15 protein-coding genes are annotated in these 18830 nt (G+C 59.2%); all 15 read right to left on the bottom strand.

Annotated elements, in window-relative coordinates:
- Positions 1-178 precede the first annotated feature (178 nt).
- The 15 genes from GGQ62_RS04285 to sppA all read right to left on the bottom strand — a co-directional run bounded on the left by GGQ62_RS04285 (position 179) and on the right by sppA (position 18815).
- The gene (locus GGQ62_RS04285) at positions 179-1288 is read right to left on the bottom strand and encodes a glycosyltransferase family 4 protein (RefSeq protein ID WP_279379630.1); all 1110 of its coding nucleotides are present in this window, start codon (positions 1286-1288) and stop codon (positions 179-181) included.
- 178 nt (positions 1289-1466) lie between these two features.
- Positions 1467-2648, bottom strand: coding sequence for a polysaccharide biosynthesis/export family protein (locus GGQ62_RS04280; RefSeq protein ID WP_152576342.1), 1182 nt, complete (start codon positions 2646-2648; stop codon positions 1467-1469).
- A gap of 125 nt (positions 2649-2773) precedes the next feature.
- Positions 2774-4087, bottom strand: coding sequence for a glycosyltransferase family 4 protein (locus GGQ62_RS04275; protein WP_152576343.1), 1314 nt, complete (start codon positions 4085-4087; stop codon positions 2774-2776).
- 98 nt (positions 4088-4185) lie between these two features.
- Entirely contained in the window at positions 4186-4719 is a 534-nt protein-coding gene (locus GGQ62_RS04270) for a Stf0 family sulfotransferase (RefSeq protein ID WP_167649466.1), read from the bottom strand.
- Positions 4720-4963: 244 nt separating this feature from the next.
- A complete protein-coding gene (locus GGQ62_RS04265; RefSeq protein WP_152576345.1) occupies positions 4964-5821 on the bottom strand; it encodes an FkbM family methyltransferase in 858 nt (285 codons plus the stop codon).
- 46 nt (positions 5822-5867) lie between these two features.
- Positions 5868-6281, bottom strand: coding sequence for a hypothetical protein (locus GGQ62_RS04260; RefSeq protein WP_152576346.1), 414 nt, complete (start codon positions 6279-6281; stop codon positions 5868-5870).
- Positions 6282-6297: 16 nt separating this feature from the next.
- Complete coding sequence (locus GGQ62_RS04255) at positions 6298-8541, bottom strand: glycosyltransferase (protein WP_152576347.1); 2244 nt, start codon at positions 8539-8541, stop codon at positions 6298-6300.
- Positions 8538-9197, bottom strand: a complete 660-nt coding sequence (locus tag GGQ62_RS04250; RefSeq protein WP_152576348.1) for a hypothetical protein — start codon at positions 9195-9197, stop codon at positions 8538-8540. The genes GGQ62_RS04255 and GGQ62_RS04250 overlap by 4 nt, the downstream gene beginning before the upstream one ends.
- Entirely contained in the window at positions 9194-10099 is a 906-nt protein-coding gene (locus tag GGQ62_RS04245) for an SAM-dependent methyltransferase (RefSeq protein ID WP_152576349.1), read from the bottom strand. The genes GGQ62_RS04250 and GGQ62_RS04245 overlap by 4 nt, the downstream gene beginning before the upstream one ends.
- Entirely contained in the window at positions 10051-10749 is a 699-nt protein-coding gene (locus GGQ62_RS04240) for an ABC transporter ATP-binding protein (RefSeq protein WP_152576350.1), read from the bottom strand. Before GGQ62_RS04240 ends, GGQ62_RS04245 begins: the two co-directional genes overlap by 49 nt.
- Entirely contained in the window at positions 10746-11555 is an 810-nt protein-coding gene (locus GGQ62_RS04235; RefSeq protein WP_152576351.1) for an ABC transporter permease, read from the bottom strand. Before GGQ62_RS04235 ends, GGQ62_RS04240 begins: the two co-directional genes overlap by 4 nt.
- Positions 11555-12721 carry a KpsE/RkpR family capsule polysaccharide export protein gene (locus tag GGQ62_RS04230; protein WP_243446009.1) on the bottom strand — a complete coding sequence of 389 codons (1167 nt, stop codon included), beginning with the start codon at positions 12719-12721 and terminating at the stop codon, positions 11555-11557. The genes GGQ62_RS04235 and GGQ62_RS04230 overlap by 1 nt, the downstream gene beginning before the upstream one ends.
- A gap of 5 nt (positions 12722-12726) precedes the next feature.
- Positions 12727-13740: a glycosyltransferase family 4 protein gene (locus GGQ62_RS04225; protein ID WP_152576352.1), complete on the bottom strand. Its 1014-nt coding sequence runs from the start codon at positions 13738-13740 to the stop codon at positions 12727-12729.
- A gap of 1173 nt (positions 13741-14913) precedes the next feature.
- Positions 14914-16413 (bottom strand): Stf0 family sulfotransferase, encoded by a 1500-nt coding sequence (locus tag GGQ62_RS04220; protein WP_167649465.1) that lies wholly within the window; start codon positions 16411-16413, stop codon positions 14914-14916.
- A 521-nt stretch (positions 16414-16934) separates the two neighbouring features.
- Positions 16935-18815 carry a signal peptide peptidase SppA gene (gene sppA / locus GGQ62_RS04215; RefSeq protein WP_152576354.1) on the bottom strand — a complete coding sequence of 627 codons (1881 nt, stop codon included), beginning with the start codon at positions 18813-18815 and terminating at the stop codon, positions 16935-16937.
- Positions 18816-18830: the final 15 nt, after the last annotated feature.

Below are 18830 nucleotides of genomic sequence, written 5' to 3'. Positions count from 1 at the left end.
GCTTTCCGAAAGTCCTTTTCGGATTATCGATAGGCAACCGAGAATATTCTTGCGTAGAAATAGAAGAATTTAGAAGTGGCTTTCTATCTGTTAATTATTGCGAAACCGCGATTGCGCTGTTGTTTTACCCTCATCCACTCGCATCTGTTGGCATATAGTAACATATCTTAAGGTGTGATCAGTCAGCATGTTCAAGCGAGAACGGCGCGGGCGGTGGGTTGGCCGTTGAGGCCGCTAGAATTCGGCGATACAACCCTATGTAGGCAAGGCTCGCTTGTTCCCAATTCAAGCTTTCGGCGCGCGCGAAGCCACGTTTGCGCATTTCGATTGCGAACCCGGGTTCATTCAGAACGCGCGCGATGGCGCCAGCAATGGCCGCCGTGTCGCGAGGGTTGACGACAACGGCTGCATCGCCCGTTACTTCCGGCATGGCGGAACAATCACTCGTGATCACGGGGCAACCGCACGCCATGGCTTCAGCAAGAGGAAGGCCAAACCCTTCACAAAGCGATGGGTGAAGCAATGCAGCGGCAGAAGCATATAGTTGAAGCAATAGATCCTCGGCCACAGCCGGCAGGATCCGGACGCGATCTGCGATACCTAGACTAGCCGCCACCTGAAGTAGTGAGCCTGAATGACGCCCCTGTCTCTGGACAAGCAGCAGGTCAACGTCTTCGTGTTCTGCGCAAGCAATCGCAAAACCCCGAATAGCACTGGCATGATTCTTGTAAGGCGCAGACTGGCCGACCATAAGCACGAAGCGACGTTTCGGATCGAGCCCGAGCGCCGCGAGGGTTGACGGATCAACCGGCCAAGGCCGAAAGGCACGACTGACGCCGGATGGAATGGCTTTGGTCTGCGCAGCGACTTGCGGCAGGGCCTCGATAAGGGCGTCGCGCGTTGCCTCGCTGACCGTGGCTATGAAGGCGGATTGGCTGAGCGCTCGCTTCATCCCGTGCTGAAAGAAGGCGCGACGAACCGGGAGCAACCAGCCATCATCACACCATTCGGGATGTTGCATCCACATCAGATCGTGGATTGTGGTTATGCAGGGCATTTTGAGACCCGCAGGCAGGATGTTGAAGGTCGCGTGAAACAAATCCACTCCACCCAGGTCGGCGATGCGTGGCAGCCACCACATTGTGCCAGGACCGTTCGCCGACGCTTTCACGGTTATTCGTTCAACGTTGGGTGCGTCACCCAGGTCCCGGGGGGCATGGGGGCTTACCAGTAGGCGGAAGCGCAAATCTGGGGCCAGTCGGGGTATGTGGGCGACAAGAGCCGTCATCATCTCGCCAATTCCGCTCGGCCGGCCATTGATGTAGCGGCAGTCGATGCAAACGAGGCTCATTGCAGGGTGCCACGACCCGGCAGCGGACCTGATACCGCAAGGAAGCGCATTTCACATATAGCGGCTTTAAAGCTGGCTGAACCGGTACGTCCGCGCGCGACCACTGCGCACCGCGTCACGGCTGCGGCTTAGGCGCGGGCGTCGCGGCATTGTTCGAGCTGCTACCAAGAACATTACCAATCGAAATTGCGGAGAAGGTGATGCTGGCAACGGTTGAGACAAATCGCGCCAGATCCGCTCCTGGTGCAGTTGACACGTAGAGCACGTCCTTGTCTCGCATTACGAAATCCTGGGCTACAAAGAATGCGGTCGGATCGCTCATATTGAGCTGATAAACTATCGGAATACGCCCATTTTCCATTCGCCGGGCGTTGAGTGTGCCCGCCGGGTCCACGGCTTCTGGCTCCTCAAGTCGAAAGATAAACACACCCTGGATATTGGCGCGATCGTCGCGTAGCCCGCCAGTCCGGCCAAGCGCCTGAGCAAGCGAGAATTTGCCGCCCTCGAACGGGATCTCGGCATTGCGCGCAATCGCACCCAGCGCGATGAAGCTATAGGGCTGATACAGCAGAGTGACGACATCGCCGGTCTTGACCCGGATATTCTGCCGCGGATCACGAATGACCCGATCAAGCACCATCGACGTCGTGGCCGTACCGCGGGACAGCTGGACAGTCACCTGCCCAACCGGCTGGCGCGTGCCGCCGGCACTGGCAATGACGTCGAGCAGGCGTTCGCCTCGGGGGCCGATCGGCACTCGCCGGCTGCCGGCAACTTCGCCGAGCACGGTTACATTGCGGGCGTCGTTCTGCGACAGGCGTACGACGGCTTGCGGATCATTCGCGCGGCCGGTCAAACGCCTCACGATCTCGCGCTCGATCTGGGCCGGAGTTTTGCCGCCGGCATCCATTCGGCCGACGAACGGGATCGACAGCGCGCCATCGGTCGCGACAACCTGCTGGATGACGGTCCGGCTTTGCGCGCCAGCACCCGCAGCGGAGACTTCGGCTGCGGCACCGAACAGGACCGCAGGCGGCGCCTCCCATACGGAGATATCAAGGACGTCGCCAGCGCCGAGTACCGGGTCCTGCGCCTCGCTGTCGCCGAGCAGCGTCGCGAAACTGCGCGACTGCTCATAGCCGCTAATTCGTTTTAGCGCGGCGCCGTTCAGGTTGACCAGAGCGATATCGTCACCAGTATAAGTCGCCTTGTCGAGCCGTTTTATGCTGGCGTGCGTTGGCCCCGATCCTCCCAGCGCTGTGCAGCCGCTTTGGACAAGCAGTGTGATCACGGCCATCCCGCTGATTGCAACACAACGGATCAACTGCCTTTGCCACGCGTTGCCCGGAATCGGGGCATTAAGCGGTTGATGCCGCATCGGGAGCCGAAGGTATGGCATCTGAAGGCGTCCTTGGGTCAGCGTCAGACGAAACGAGAATAGAGCGCCCGCAGTTTTTCGCGATAGATTTCCGGCGAGAAGCGGGCAGCTTCCCGAACGCCGCGCGATGCGAGTTCTGCTCGCAAGTCGGCGTCCCGGTCAACGGTCCAGATCGCAGCTGACAACGCTGCCGTATCATAAGGATCGATCATCACAGCTGCATCACCTACAACCTCGGGCAATGATGCGGTGTTGGAGCAGATTACCGGCGTGCCGAGCAACATTGCCTCCAGCGCAGGCAGGCCGAAGCCTTCATATAGCGACGGAAACAGCGCGGCCTTAGCACCTCGTATCAGGCTGACCAGCAGGCTGAACGGCGCATAGGACAGCTGGATCACTCGCTTTTTCGTCCGGATCTGGCCATCGGCTACGGTCAAAAATCGGATGACATCGTCATCGAGTATCCGTAGCTCCTGTTCGGATTTCCATGCTTGCGCACCAAGGATGACAAGGGGTGTATCGACACCGCTCGCCAGATAGGCCTCAATCATCCGGCCGATATTTTTCTTGGGCTCGATCGAGCCCCAGAACAGAAAGTAGTTTTTATAGCCCACTCCCGTGGCCCCCTCTACTTCCTGGGCAACAAGGCGCTCCTCCTTGTTTGCATAGCGATCCGGGATCGAAACTGATTGGTACGTGTTAGTAACCCGATTGGGGGAAATGCCGAGCATTTTGATGATGTCGTGCCGCGAACATTCCGACACGGTAACGATGTGGTCCGCGCATTTTGCTATGTGGCGCATCAGCTTGAGATACGTACGCTTTTTATCAAGCGTCGTATAAGGCAACCGCAGCGGCACAAGATCGTGCATCGTGTAGACGTTCGGCGCACGCTTGATGTGAAGTGGCACGGGATAGGTCCAATGGACAAGATCGGGCCGCTTTGGCACGGCAACGGTAGACATCGAACCCCAAAGCTTGAAGGCGCTTTGCGACCGTTTGAAGACGTCGGCGGCATTGAGAATATGGTCGTAGGCCGGAAGACGAGCGCTGAAGGCGCGGGTGATGACCTGACCGCTGATCGGGACCGATGTAGCGAAGTGGCCGAGCGGCCCCACCAGCGCGCGGTGCATCTGATCGAGGATTTCAAGAAACCGGTCACGTTCTCCGACATTGCTGTCGAAAAAGGCGATCTCTCGGAGCAGCGCTTCACGCGAGGGCGCGGCTCTGTTGCCGTACAGAACCGACACTTGATGGCCGAGCGCCTTAAGCTCATGGCTGAGGTTGCGCGCATAGGTTGCAACCCCAGTGCCTCGCTCAAGCCCGAGATTATAACCATCTATTAGCACATTGCTCATCGAGAACGCCCCCGCTCTATTTCCTGCGCCCGAAACCTTAACGCGGCAGTGGCCCGACCCGAACAACAAACTTAATACTTAAATAAAAAAATGTGTGACTATCGACCAATCCGAAACAGATCTTCCATCAACCGATCCCGGAATTCACGCGTTAAATCGTCTCCTTGCTTTCGTAACGGGACATATATTACGGGATTGCTACTGTCCAGCCCGAGATGGTCCAACAACGGAACTAGAACCAGTTTTACGTCATTTACGATAGCCTCATAGTTTACTTCGTACGGTACGATCCCGCTTATCGTAAAAAAATCTTGCCAAAGACGATTGTGAAGAGCCAGCTCCCAAATACAATCATCTATTGCGTCGAAATCGTATTCAATAGCGGGTTCAGAGGATTGATCACGCGCATAGACATGCCATCTTCCTGATTTTTTAGCGCGCCACATCGAAATAGCCTGCATGAATATGTCATCTCTGTAAACATGGATCCATTTTGCATCAGGAAAAAGCCCGCTAAATTGTGATGAATTTGCGCGACTTATGCCTAGGACGCGCGCGAGATTGTTACGATGAGGCCACATAATCTTGGTTGGAAACTGTGAACCACGGAAGGGCGCCAACATATTGGACATGTACGTCCGTAGATCCGGGCAACTGTCCCCACCAATGATATTAAATCTTTCCTGACCAAGCCCGGGAGCGCCATTTTTTGCCAGCAACTCAGAAACGAATGTGCTGCCAGATCGGAATGTGCTCGCGACTATTACACTTGAGTGTATGTCGTGATTAAGAAAGACATTGCGAAACTCATCTTTGTTCATATTGTGAAAACCATATGACATTTCACTCTAGAAGCCCATTATCGGCAAGTTCTGGTCACAACTCCGGACTCTTTTGGAAAAGAATGTTGTCGTATCCGAGATTGTTCAACTTCTCCCAACTTATAGGTTCGCTAATCGTTTTCCGCGCGAGAAAAGGGGTAAGTCCTCCTTTTTGCATAAAGTCACTGACATCTGTATGCGAAATTCCAGCTTCGCGCATTTGTCCCGGAGACCATTCAACAATTATCTTGATATTGGGACTTCGTCCGATAACAGATTCCGCGCCTTTCAAGACGCGAAGCTCATGTCCTTCGACATCGATCTTCATGACATCGACCGATTGTCCTTCGTCAATGATATCGTCGATTTTGACCATGGGTACTTTGTGTTTGTCGGATTTTGCTCGGCTCGTTAAGCCGCCGTTTGCACCGTGCTCATGGGGAACGAACAGTGTGACGTTGCCTGGCTCCTCGCCTGCAGCGGCCTCGATGACGCGTATGGGAGCCAATGACCAGTTAATTTCGGAATTTCGCCGTAGCAGTTTAACGAGATGCGGATTGGGTTCGATTGCCAAAACACTGGCGCCTGGCCGACCTGCAAGCCTTTTTGCCCCGAGGCATGTGAAGTATCCGAAATTGGCTCCTACATCAACAAAGGTTGTCGCGTCATATAAAAGCATATCAATGAGAGAGCTGAGTTCGGCCTCCCATTGTCGATACACCATCATCTGAGGTGCCATGATCGTGTCTGTGGGGTCGATGTAATATATCAATCCGTGTATTGTCTGGGTGAGCATCGAGCCATCGGGCATCGGAACACCGAATGGTCCAACAAGACCACGCGTCTGCCGCGCAAACTCCTTCACCTCTGCAAGCTCTTTTCGGAGGCTCTTTATTTCCTGATCGATGTCCAACAGCGTTCTCCAAATCACAGCCACCGATATTGCGGAAGTATTAGAATTAGGCCAACTTACGATAATATATATATGATAACACTCCGGGATACTCACTTAATCCAGCAAGGGTTGCGACCTGTTCCTCGGCAGCCGTTGCAATTTCTCTGCGTGTAATATTATCCGCTATCAGAGTTCCGAGCGCAGCTTCGACGTGCCGCTCTGCGTTCAGGCGAGCCACGCTGCTGACCCGCGACGTTTGTCGCCGCGTCGCGGGAAGCGCGACGCGTTTTGCCTCGGTGCTGAAACTCGTGGCAAATGCAGGCGCATCTTCGAAGGCATTGCAGCGAAGCACCAGCCAGGGCAGGACTTCTTCAATCACCCCCAGCGTCCGGCCGAGCCGAGCGCATTCAGTTTCCAGGGGCGCCGAACCTGAAACAAGCTGGATGGCGGCCCGCAGCCTCTGCGGTTCAATCGACATGTCACATGGCCTCCTGTCATGCATCGGTGGTCTCGAGTGCTGCCTCTCCGGAGCCGAGCAGGCGCTCGTAGACCTGTTCGATTCCGGCGGCCATTGCGGCGACCGAATACGCCGCCTCAAACGCCGCGCGCGCTTGTCGACCACAGTGATGGAGTGTGGCGCGATCGGCGTCGAGCGCGCATATTTCCGCGGTAAAGTGGGCGGCGACGTCTGATGAATCGGGCCAACTCCGGCAGCCGTTGGCAGCGGTTGCGACCTCGGCAAGCCCGCCCGACTGAAGGGCGAGCACCGGCCGGCCCGCTGCCATAGCCTCGATGGCGACCAGTCCAAAGGACTCGAAGCGGCTCGGCATAAGCACCAGGTCCGCCCGCACATAGGCATCATCGAGCGCGTCCCGCGCAACGGTGCCAAGGAAATGCACGCGATCACTTTCCAAGATCGATCCGGCACCGGCCTGCTGGATCATGTCGCGATGCACTGCGTCAAGGACGTCGCCGATGAAGTGCATCTCTATGGAGGGCTGGCCCTGCAACCGCTGCGCGACGTCGATGGCGATATCGAAGCCCTTGCGGGGCTCGAACCGGCCGACATAGAGCACGCGCAAGCGGTCGCCCGCGAGCAGGGCAACGTTACGGGCTCGGGCGGCGTCGGCGCGGGTCACGAGTGGATCGGGCGTGCCGTGCGGGACGATCGGCGCTCGGTCGGCGATCGCAACGGCGTAGCGTTCCTCGATCGCGGCAACTATGGCCCCGCTGTTTGCCAGGAGCAGCGGCGCGCGTTCGAACAATGCCTTTTCGGCAGCGATAACCTTGTCGACGAAATGATGCTTGTAGAGGGGGCGCTCGTTCCATTCCGGTTTGAACGGCAGCGCCATAGCATAGGTGGTGTGGAGACTGACCAATGTGCGGATGTCCGGATCATCGATCAGCGGCAGGCCTTCCAGGTCCCAGATCGGGAACGAGACAATTTCGAGCCCGAAGGACTTGAGATACTGCACCTCGCGCCAGACGCGCGTTCCCCAGGCTGCGAGGTTGCCCGGGATTGCATATGCCTCCACATTCGGAGCGGCGTTTTCATGGTCGGGGAGCAAGGCGTGCACCCATTGGCCATCCCGAAACACAACGGTTTCGTGCTCGCCTTCCGCCTTGGTCAGGACGTGGACATGGTGCCCGCGGGCAACCAAACCTGCTGCCACCATTGCCGTCCAGCGGGCGATGCCCGATTCACTGGCAGGCGGAAAGCCTTGGGACACCAAGGCGATACGCCGCACATGCGGTTGCGGGAAGGCGTGGAACGGTGGTGCCGGTGCCGGGGCGAGGTCGCCATCGACTTTGTGGCCCCGGCTCGATGCAAGACGCTGGCCATCGGCGATCCCCTGGACCAGATCTTCGTCGAGCGAAAACCGATGGCGCTCGCTGATCTTGCCGTTTTCGGCCAGCCATCGGTTCGCGTCCGAAATCTCCTTGCGATAGCGCTCGATCTCTGCAGCAGCCTTTTCGATGTTCGCGCGGCCACCATGGCGCATGATGAAATAGGATTTTGAAACAGCCGATGGCAGCAGCGTACGCGCGACCTTTTCGTTCGATCGAATATGGCTTTCGGCAAACTGGTGGTAGATCAGGGCGGTCGGTTCATAAACAAGTTTCCAGCCGGCATCGATGAGCCTTAAGCACACATCGGTTTCATCAAGCAGATAGGCAAAAGTTTCGTCAAAGCCGCCGATGGCCTTCAGTGCGCTTGCGCGGAACGAGCTGTTGGTGCCCAGCAAACTGGGATAAAATGGCGTGCCGGGTCGATTGAGCGTACGCTCGTCGAAAAAGGCGGTGACATTATGGGCATTGCCATAGCGATCGCAGACGGTCTTACGGACCTGCCAGCGCACGCCGGTATTGTCGAGCGTGTAGCCGCCGACGCCGCCTATTTCAGGATCCCGGTAGGAAATGGCCAGCCGCCTGAGCCATTGCGGGTGGGGGGCGGCATCATCGTCCATGAAGCAGATGAAATCACCGGCCGCTGCGGCAACGCCAATGTTGCGTGACATCGAAAGGTTGGCATCGGCGCAGTCGAGCGCCTTGATCGCGTCGCCCCAGCCGGCAATCACGTCCGCACTGTCATCCGTCGAGGGGCCATTGACGACGATGACTTCGAATTCAGGGTAATCGAGGCCGCGCAGCGCAGCAATCGCATCGTTAAGATATTTGCCACGGTTGTACGTGTTGATGATCACCGAGGCGGATGCAAAAGGCTGGAGCACGTTCACCCCCGCATGATTTCAAGAAACGACCGGTTGTGTTCGACAAACCGAGGATGGCGGATCATCGCCAGCGCGACGTCCCGGTTGCTCGCGCACGCGCGCAGGACAGCGAGCGCATCATGGGCGTTGATCTCGCTGTGGTGCCAGAACAGCCATGCGAGCGTTTGGATGTCGTGAAAAGTCGGCGGCGCCTCAAATTGCGCCACCTCGAGATCGAGCTTGCTGTCCCGTGCAAATGTTGCGCCGTTGCGCTGGGCCACAAACAGCAAATGCTCATCAACAAGACTGGACTGCGCACCTTCGGCCACGGCGCTGCGATAATGGACTTCGGCCCAATCCAATTTGCCCTGTTCCTTGATGACGTGGGCGTATTGAATGCGATATCCTGAATGGAACGGATAAAGTTCCAGGGCCCGCCAGTAATGATATTCGGCATCGGCCCAGCGTCGCGCGTCGCGCGCGGAGTCTGCCGATGCCGCAAGGGTCTGAAACTCCGAATCTGTGGCGGCTCCGATATGGTCAAGGTGAATTGCCTCGGCGCGTGTTGCCGCATCGAAACGAGTCCTGTTTTGTGTCACCGGGGCGGTTGCCGCTCCGGCAGGAGCTGAGGCGGCGTCGGGCCCGGGCCTCTGACCCAGTTTCTTGGCGCCCAGCGCGATCATTCGTTTATCCCCTTCTTGCGGACGATGATGCCGAATGACGTCGTGACATAGCCGGCAAGTGCCAATTTGAGATGGTTGTCCGGCGCATAGGGCGGCAAATCAATGTGGACATCGAGCGGTTTGTCGCCCAGATCAAAATTGAACGCCAACTTATGGCCGGCATCACCCAGCCTCTCCGCTAGTGCCATGAAGTCACTACGTCGGAACAGCACGGTGGAATCATTGTCGAGTGTTACCGTATCGGAATAGCAATTATATTCGGTGGTGTGTACTGCAATGCCGCCAGGTTTCAGGCAATCAAGCGATTTTTGGATAAAACGCAAACCTTGCTCTATAGATCCCAGATGTTCGAGAGCGCAAGACGACCAGCAAAGATCGAAATCCCTTAAATCGCAATCGATCCTATTCATGTCGGCATGCTGAAACTCGACAAGTTGATTGAACACAACCGGCTCACAAATATTGCGACTGTTGAGCATTTCCTTGCTGTGCGCGTGCTGTTCGGTATCTACCCAGCCCAGCTCGCGGGCCCTGATGGGTTCGAGATCGGTCGCGACCACGGCAACACCATGAGCGGCCAACACCGCAGGCAGAGGCTCTTCGCCGACGCCAAAACCCAGGCCACGCGCGCCAGGCCGCATCGCGCCGTAGTGCGCGAGCGCTTGCAGAATATAGCAGAATTCCCACTGCTTGCGGTGGAAACGCGGCACCTCGTGGATCCGCTCGCACCAGTAAGCATAGGTCGGCTCGACCATCTGGGCCTGGCTGCAAGGTTGCGAGACGGGCGACGCGAGCGACGACGCTCCCGATCGAACATCAACAAGCCGAAGGCGGCCAGGGTTGGGCACCGTATTCACGCGGTTGCGGGCTCCACAAACGGCCACCCGGGCGGTGGCTTCCAACCGATTAAATCCTTGAAAATCGCGTAAGCGACTTCGAAATCGTCGTAGAGTTGCAGTTTGGCGTCGTGCAGAATGCCAAAGCGATTGCAGTGATCACGAACATAGGCGGCATCGTGCGAAATGATGATCATCGCGCGGTCCGCCCGCCGGGTGAAGAGTTCGAAATTGCAACGGTCATGAAATCGCGCGTCACCAACGGCACCGACCTCGTCAATCAAGAAACAATCGAATTCGATAATCATCGAAATTGCGAAGGCCAGCCGCGCTCGCATGCCGGAGGAGTAGCTGCGCACGGGCTCGCGCAGATACGGACCAAGCTCTGCGAAGTCCTTGACGAACGCCAAGTTACGTTCGAAGTCCTGGTCGTAAAGACGGCTGATGAAACGGACATTGTCGCGTCCAGTCAAATCCGGTTGGAAAGCGCCTCCGAATGCTAGGGGCCATGACACGGACATGTTGCGCTCAATATAGCCTTCGTTCGGCTGCTCGGCCCCGCTGACCAAACGCACAAGGGTTGATTTGCCCGCACCATTGCGACCGAGGATGCCAAGCTTTTCGCCCATGGCGAGGTCAAAACTGACATCGTCAAGAACGTGATTGGTACCAAACCCCGTTCGGTATGTCTTGTGCACGTTGCGTACCCGGATCATTCCGGCACCACGAAGCGCGCGATCCGTCGCACTTGCAACATTGCAAGGGCGCTAAGCACCAGCGTGAACGGGATGAAGTATCCAAGATCGTAGATCGCGCGCGCGCGATCACCGAACCAGCCTTCGCGCACCAGCTCAATGCCGTGCACGGTAGGAATGTAGAGGACAATTTCCTGGGCGCCCTGCGGCAATGCTGCGACGAGGAATGCAGACCCCGAGAGCGGAAACAGCAGATAAGCCGCGGGGTGCCAGATCTTGTCGACCAGCTCGCTGCGATGCGACAGCGCGCCAAGAAAAATCGCTAGAGCGGCCCCGAACCAGGCCAGTAACAACCAGCCGGCGACCACCTTGAGAAAGTCCTGCGGAGGCTCGAGGATGCCAAGGCTGATGAATAATGTTCCCAGCGCAGAAAACGACATTGTCGCACCGGCAAATTCCAAGATTACCCGTGCCAGATAAATATCGAGAACTTTGACGTTGCGATGATACATCAGTGCCAGGTTGCCCTTCAGCGCGCCAATGCAGCGTCCTGGCATGTTGCGCCACAGCAAGACACTGGAATAGCCGGTAAGGGCAAACGCCACGATCGGGAGGTCACTGCCATGCACGGACTTTGAAAGCGTCCAAAGCGCAGTCACGCCAAGCGTGAAGATCATGGGCTCCACGAACAGCCAGAGAAACCCGATGTTGTGCCGCCCATAGCGCGTCAGTGTTTCGCGCATCAGCAGGGCACCGAGAACGCGCAACTGCACTTGCCAGCTAAGGCGAAGACTTGCGTCGCGAACGATGGGGGTAGCTCTAGCCATCAGTCGCGATGCTCTTTGACGCCCGCGACGAGCGCTGACAGCACGCCCCACACCAACAGGCCCAATAGCAGGGTAGCAACCACGCCTCTCATCCGCCGTGGCTCTCGGGGATAATCCGGCAGGCTCGGCTCGGAGATCCGCTCGACATAGGCGCGCTTTCGCCTGGCTTCCGCGCGGGCTTCCTCAAGTGATCCAAGCGCTGCTGCGAGCCGCTTTTCAGCGAGGTCGTTTTCCAGCCTAAGCTGTTGGTATTTGACGGCTGTCAACGACAGTGAAGTTTGGCCGCCCGCGATGCTACCGGTCTGTTCGGCGATTTCGCGTTCGAGTGACTTTATCCGCGTGCGAAGGAACGGGATCTGCGTCGCTTGTGGGGTAAAGGTTTGCAGCTGCTGGAGCTGGGTCCGTGCGGCAACCAATTGATCCTGCAGCTTCGACACCATCTGGAGACGAACATCGGCCTCCTGTGCTGGATCGAGAATCCCTTCCCGACCGCGAAACCTTGACAGAGCGAGGGCCGCCGACCTGGCAACCGCTTGGGCATCACGCACTTCGGATGCAGCAACTGTTATGGCGTCGTCCCGGGCTCGCTCAGCCAAACGATTGACAAGCTTTTCTGCCTGCACGAGCAAACGCCGATTTATCTCCTGGGCGTCCGTAGCAGTGTAAGCCTTGACTGCCAGGCGCGTGACCTGAAGTGCACTGTCGTTCTCGATCGAGACCTTGCCGAGGTAGAAATCGAACAGGTGCTCGCGAGTGCTACCTCTTAATAAGGTGCCAAAACGATCGAACCACGATACCGATGTCGCCGAGAAAGCCCGGGTGAGCAGTCCATCGCTATCGGTTTGAGCGAGTGCGTCGCGCGATCGCACATATTCCAGCACTGCACTCGACTCTTCGCTTGCTCCCGCAAAGCCGCCTGCACTGAGAATGACGCCCAATGGTGAGTCCGCCTGACGCGCGGGGCTGCGGACGACAAAATGGGAGTCCGATATGTACACGTCGCTCGCAAAGATGCCGAAATAAAGGCCCGCTATCGACGTCGGCAGCACGACCGCGACAAGAAAAAGCCGTTTCATGAAGAATGGTTTATGCCGCACGGACCGTCGCGGGTCAGACAAGGCGACCGAGCCGCCATCGGTGGCCGACAAGACCTGCTTTATAGGCATGTCGTTCACTGTCGCGCTGCCTGTCTGTCGGGTATGTCCCGAACGGGCAGGCTTGCTCTCAAAACAGGATTGGAACGATGCAGCGTCGCGACGCCAGTTGCGTCCGGGCGGCTCGAGGGGATGCCGGCGATCAGTCGATCGACCAGACCAAAATGCTCATTCCAGCTTTTGGGCCGATGGAACTGCAGCAAATTTCGTTGCCTTGCAGCCTCTTTCTTGCTCCTCATGAACTCAGTGATCGCTGTTTGCCATGCGCCTTCGTCAGTCGCAGGGACAAGTAGCGGTATGGCATCGCCAATTTCGCGAAAGCATGGCAGATCGCTGGCAATCACAGGGATGCCCAGTGCCATTGCTTCGGCTAACGGCAGCCCATAGCCTTCTGCCATTGAAGGGACGAGAACAGCGCTCGCGGACCGTATCAAGCGGAAGGTTTGGGCGTCCTCGCAGTTGGCCAGCACAGTGACGTGTTGGTTCAGGCGCGGATCGCTGCGCAACATTTGCTGTATCTTCTCGGAATGGAGACCCCATCGACCGATCAACACCAGCCTTGGAACATTGCCTGCGCCTGCAGCAATCAACTTTTGCCAAACACGCAACAGGAGCAGGTGATTTTTTCGAGGTTCGATTGTGTTCAAGCACACAAAGTGCTCGCCAGCCTCGTAGGGCGGCGCCGCCTTCTGCGGGATATGATCCACCCCAAGGTGGGCAACCACAACTGACGGCATCGCCAACGCCTGCCGCGAAGCGAAATGCGCCAATTCTGTCAATGTCGCCTGAGAGTTGGCGATTATTCCATCCGCGTTCTTCAGGGCACATGTCACCCTGGCCGAGTGCCTGCGCACTGCATGGGGGCGCGTCAGATTGGGGTGTTTGACCGGAATCAAGTCGTGCAGCATGTAATATGCTTTGACGTTGGAAGACTTTATCCAGCGCCAGTGGCCAGGGAGGTCAAAGTCGGTATGGCCGACATTGAGATAGACCTTGCCCGAGCAATGCTCTGCCTTGACGCCGGTCAGCATGATACGCGGCGCCAACCGCGTCAGCTGCCAACGGAAATTTCTGGCGCGTTCAGCAAGCAGATCAAATATCGCGTCCGATAGCGGCTCATCCAGAACGCGAAGAACGCCTCGATGCTGAACGACCGCGTGAGCCCGGGTCCGATAGTGTCGTGCGTAGGCATCGCAGACCCGATCAATCCCGGTCGGATTGCGTCCTGTCCACGCAAGTGCAAGTGGCCTCGTCACGTCAAGCAGCAGCGGACGATGGGGCGTCACGTCGCTACCATCAGGTCAGAGCTTTCAGACTGAACTACCCGGTCAGGCCATGCCTGCGAAAGGCCGCCGCTGCGCCCTGCGTTCCGCGAACGCGCGGGCTGAATGGTTCCCGGCCATTGACCAGCAAGAGAGCGTCGTTGTGGAAGACCATCGGCGACTGAGCGCAAAATCACCGTCCACATGCTTATTGCCCCCGCTGGACAGTAATGATTGCTGCAGGACTACGCAGTGTCAACGGCGAACGAATGTGGTAAATACGTTATGGCCAAAAACCTCCCCGACTGGCAGGATCGGACGCAAACGAGTTCCATCGGCAATCGGTCTGGTGAAGTCACGGTCGTCAGATAGTAGTTTCAGACTGCAATATCGGGATGCACGCAAGTCGGCATTGAGCTTCTGCCGATTTTATAGATATGCGGATGGGCTGGATTAGCTGGCATGAAGCTGGTGCGCCGCTGGCGCCCAGTATCATGTCACTGCGGAACGCGCACTGGGCGCACGGCCCAGCCAAGCGTCAAACCCGCTGGGCGAGACATCGAGTGTGTCGCAGATCCATGCTATCGGCCAGCCCCCTCGATGTTTCGCGAAGATCCCGAACTTCATACCGGTTCTTTCGCAAGATAGGTCGCGGCTTTCTTATAATGTCGCGTCCAGCTCTCATTTTTGCGCTTTCAGGGTGAAGCCGTCCGACCTCCAACTGCTCCGGCCGTGCTCTGGAAACCTCCCGCCATGATCGGCGCCACAGTCACTGACTCACTTGCGCAAACGTTGTTGTAAAGATCCAGAGCGCCGCCGCCTGCGCCATCTTCACGCCGCGATCCCTGATCCGTTTTGACGCCTCGCATTTGAACTTGCGACGTTGATCGTTCAAAATGGCGGCACTGCCTTGCGCTCGCTATGCCCCGCGGTCGCCTCCGCTCACACACGATAGAAATCTCCCAGGAAGCGCTCTTGTAGCGCCTTGGAATAGCTGTCCCGCTGGCGGCGCAGCCCAACGCGCTCGGCCGGCACCTCTGCCGGTAGGCCGAGCGCACTCAGCAACTCAGACAGGCCGCCGGGCAAGTCTGCCACTAGCGCCTCGTAAGTCACGCGCAACGGTTCGATGCCGGCGCGAGCGAAGAAGTCGTCCCACAGCCGGTCACCGAGCTCGATCTCGTGCAGCGCGTTGCGAATGGCCAGGAAATCATACTCAGGTTCCGGCTCGGCCTCCGTGGCGTAGACCTGCCAGCGGCCCGTCATCTTGGCGCGCCAGAAAGAGACGGCCTGCGCCACCTTGTCGGCCCGGCAGACTTGGATCCAGCGCGCAGGTCTGAACAACGCGCCGAGATCCGCAGCCTCGTCCCGGCCATGGCCGGTTGCCTCGGCCAGTCGGGCAAGGTGCGGCCACATCAGCTTGGTAGCGAAGCAGCCTCCGTGCGCGTCTGACAGCGCGGTGTTCAGGAAAGCGCCGAAGGCCTCGCCCGGCGGATCGACAATGTGGCGCCAGGCATCGGCGAAGCGTTCGTGGCTTAGGCCGGGCAGGCCATTGGCAGCCAGAAGCGACGATACGTAGGTGCTGCCCGATCGGAAGGTGCTCGCGAGGATGACGGAGCGCTCGATGCCATGAGCAGCGAAGGTGTCGCGCCAGATCGCGCCGGCGGCGGCGCGGCGTTGGCGGGCCGTCTCAAGCGATGGCACCGGCCGTGGCGCGGAGCCTGCTGGCTTGGCCGGGGCGGCCGGCGCGTGGTGTTCGACCACCAGCAGCTTGCCATAGGTATCCTTGCCGGAAAGCAGGAAGCGCCGCACCGGCTTGAGGTAGCTGCAGATTGTGTCGGCAAAGGCCTCAGTAGTGACGTCGTCGAACACGAACAGCGCGCGCTCCGCGGCGAGCGCGGCGATGGCCGGCATGGTGCGCTTGGCTTCGACCTCGCCATGTACCGCATCGCAGAAGATCATGCCGTAGCGACGCCCAAGCGGCGTCTCCAGAACATCCCCGCGGATGATACTGGTAACGTGGCCGAGCAAATCGTTGCGCCGCATATTGTCGATCAGCACCGCCATCGACCCGCCCGGATGCAGCACCGCCGCGGCGACATGCCCGCCGCCCATCTCTATGTTGAGCTTTTGGCCGAAGCGCTGCTGCCATTCCGCGGCCGAACAAGGGCCGAAATCGATGATGTCGTAGACAGGCTTCGGATCGCACACGCCATCGCGCAGCCCGGCTGCGATAGCACTGCTGGAGCGGCCGATCCACGAGCCCACCTCCAGCACCGGTCCGGCGCTGCGGCGCGCCAGCGTGTATAGGATCCGCAGCTCTATCGGCCGCATCCAGCCATCGGGATATCGAAATGGCAGCGCGGGCAGCGGGTCGAGCCGGTCGAGCGCGAGGCCGTCCTTGTCCCAGGGATCGATAAGGACGGGTCCCTCGATATCGGCCATCTCAAAGCTCCGCGACCGGGTTTGCGCAGGTGGCAGCATCCGACCACTTCCGTGCTGGGGCCGGCTCTGCCAACAGAGCTAAAGCCGCGAAAAGTTCGGGCCTTAATATCCCCGGAATTGCGGCAGTTGTCACCGATTGCCCCCAATCTTACCTCCCCGTATGTTGGACATTCTGGCTCGGTTTGGCAAGCGGCTGTCGGCAACGCTAAGCATGGGTGTATCGGTGATGAAGGAGCAAATCCGGCTCCATTACAGGCGTCTTTTATTTTTTGTGAGTTCAGTTAATCTTCACAATAGATTCGTCGCAGCTTGAATAACAATAATGAGGCTTATGCCTCACTGCTAGCTGGTGCCTTACTTTCGCTTGTGATACTGCACGCTGGATCGGAAAACAATGCTAGCAGGTTCACATTTAGTGTTTTCTGACCGAAACTGGCGACGCGCGCTTCACAACCTGCGGTTTTGATCCAGTCTGATCGAATACCGCTGTAGCGTTCGCCTTCCGCTGGCAGGACAAGGTTTCAGCGCAGTGCCAGCCGGGCCAGCCAGCTTCCGGTCCGCGCGGCGGCAGCCGGGCGGGGGGAGCCCTGGCCGGCGCATTCGAGGCAGGCGGCCTGCATGGTGGGGCCATCGGCGATGACACGGACATCCCCGATCGCGGCGAGGAGGCGCATGCGCGAGCCGGCGACGATCTTCGCGAAGGGGTCGCGCGCGACCTGGTCCTGTTCTTCGCCGGGACCGACAAAGGCGCTGATGAGCTGACCGAGCGGTGAGCCGGGGCGCTCGATGTCGATGGTCCGCGGCTTGTTCTTCAACCCGGCGCGGCGCGCGGCGGCAGCGACGGCGGCATCAAGCCCGCCCATGTGATCGACCAGCTTCAACTGCTGCGCCGTCGACCCAGCCCAGACCCGGCCCTGGCCGATGCTGTCGACCTGGGCCACGGGCAGCTTGCGGGCCGCGCCGACAAGGGTGGTGAAGCGGCGGTAGACATCTTCCACCCCGCTTTGCAGGACAACCCGGGTTTCGGGTCCGATGCCGCCCAGGACATTGGGTTCTCCGGAATAGGGCGTCGTCTTGACGCCATCGGCGGCGACGCCGATCCGCTCCAGCGCCCGATCGAAACTGGGGATGATCGCGAACACGCCGATGGAGCCGGTGATGGTCGACGGCTGGGCATAGATTTCGTCCGCAGCGGTGGCGACCCAATAGCCGCCCGACGCCGCGACCGGCCCGAAGGAGGCGACGACGGGCAGGCCGTCCTTCTTGGCATCGATCAGCGCCTGGCGAATCTCTTCGCTGGCGAGGACCGAACCACCGCCGGAATCGATCCGCACGACCAGCGCCTTGATGTCGTCGTTGTCCGAGACAGCGCGGGCGACGGCGCGGGCGATGGTCGTGGCGCCGGCGGTCCCGCGCGGCGCCTCGCCGTCGACGATATTGCCGGTGACATAGACGATTCCGACAGCGTCGCCCGTCGAAGGGAGCAGCGACGCCTGGGATGCGAGATAGCGATCCATCGTCACGCCCTTGTAGGTGCCGAAGCGGCGCTGCTCGCCTTCGCCGACCAGCTTGACCATGGCGTCGTTGAAGGCGCCGCGGGTGGCGATGACATCGACCAGCTTGGCGTCGAGCGCGGCCTTGGCCTGGTCTCCGCCGGCGGCGCCGAGGCGTTGCGGCAGCTGGGCGATGAACGCCGCCACGTCGGTGCCGGGACGCGCCGCCTGGACATCGCCAAGCCAGCTTTGCCAGAGCGTGTCGAGCAGCGCCTGTTCGGCGGCGCGCGCTTCGGGCGATGCCGCGGTGCGGGTGAAGGGTTCGACGGCGGCCTTGTAGGTGCCGACGCGGAAGACGTTGATGTCGATGTCGAGCTTGTCGAGCGCGGCCTTGAAATAGAGGTTGCTGCCGCCGGGGCCTGTCAGCAGCACGCCGCCGAGCGGGTTGAGCCAGACCTTGCCGGCCTGGGCGGCGAGGTAATAGCCGTCGTCGGTATAGGCAGTGGCATAGGCGTTTATCGGCTTGCCGGTGCGGCGGAAGCGTTGCAACGCCGCGCCGACCGACTGGAGATTGGCCTGGCCGGCGCCGACGAAGGTGTCGAGATCGAGAACCAGCGCCCGGATGCGGTTGTCACCGGCCGCGGTGTCGATGGCGCGGATATAGTCGCGCACTTCGCGCTGGGCGCCGATGTCGCTGCCGGTCAGCGCCTGAAAGGGCGATTGTTCGGCGGCCTGGTCGACGATGGCGCCATCCATGTCGAGAACCAGGGCGGCACCATTGGGCATCTGCGCCGGGGCACGACCATTGAGCAGCGACCAGATGCCGACGAAGAACAGCAGCAGGAGAATGAGGACCAGCAGATCCTTGACCCCGACCAGCACCCGCCAGAAACCACGAACAATCGCCATCGACACGCCTTTGAC

The sequence above is a fragment of the Polymorphobacter fuscus genome, assembly GCF_011927825.1.
Classification (GTDB): domain Bacteria; phylum Pseudomonadota; class Alphaproteobacteria; order Sphingomonadales; family Sphingomonadaceae; genus Sandarakinorhabdus; species Sandarakinorhabdus fusca.
The sequence above is the reverse complement of the archived record's forward strand: the minus strand, read 5'-3'. Positions and strand labels throughout refer to the sequence as shown.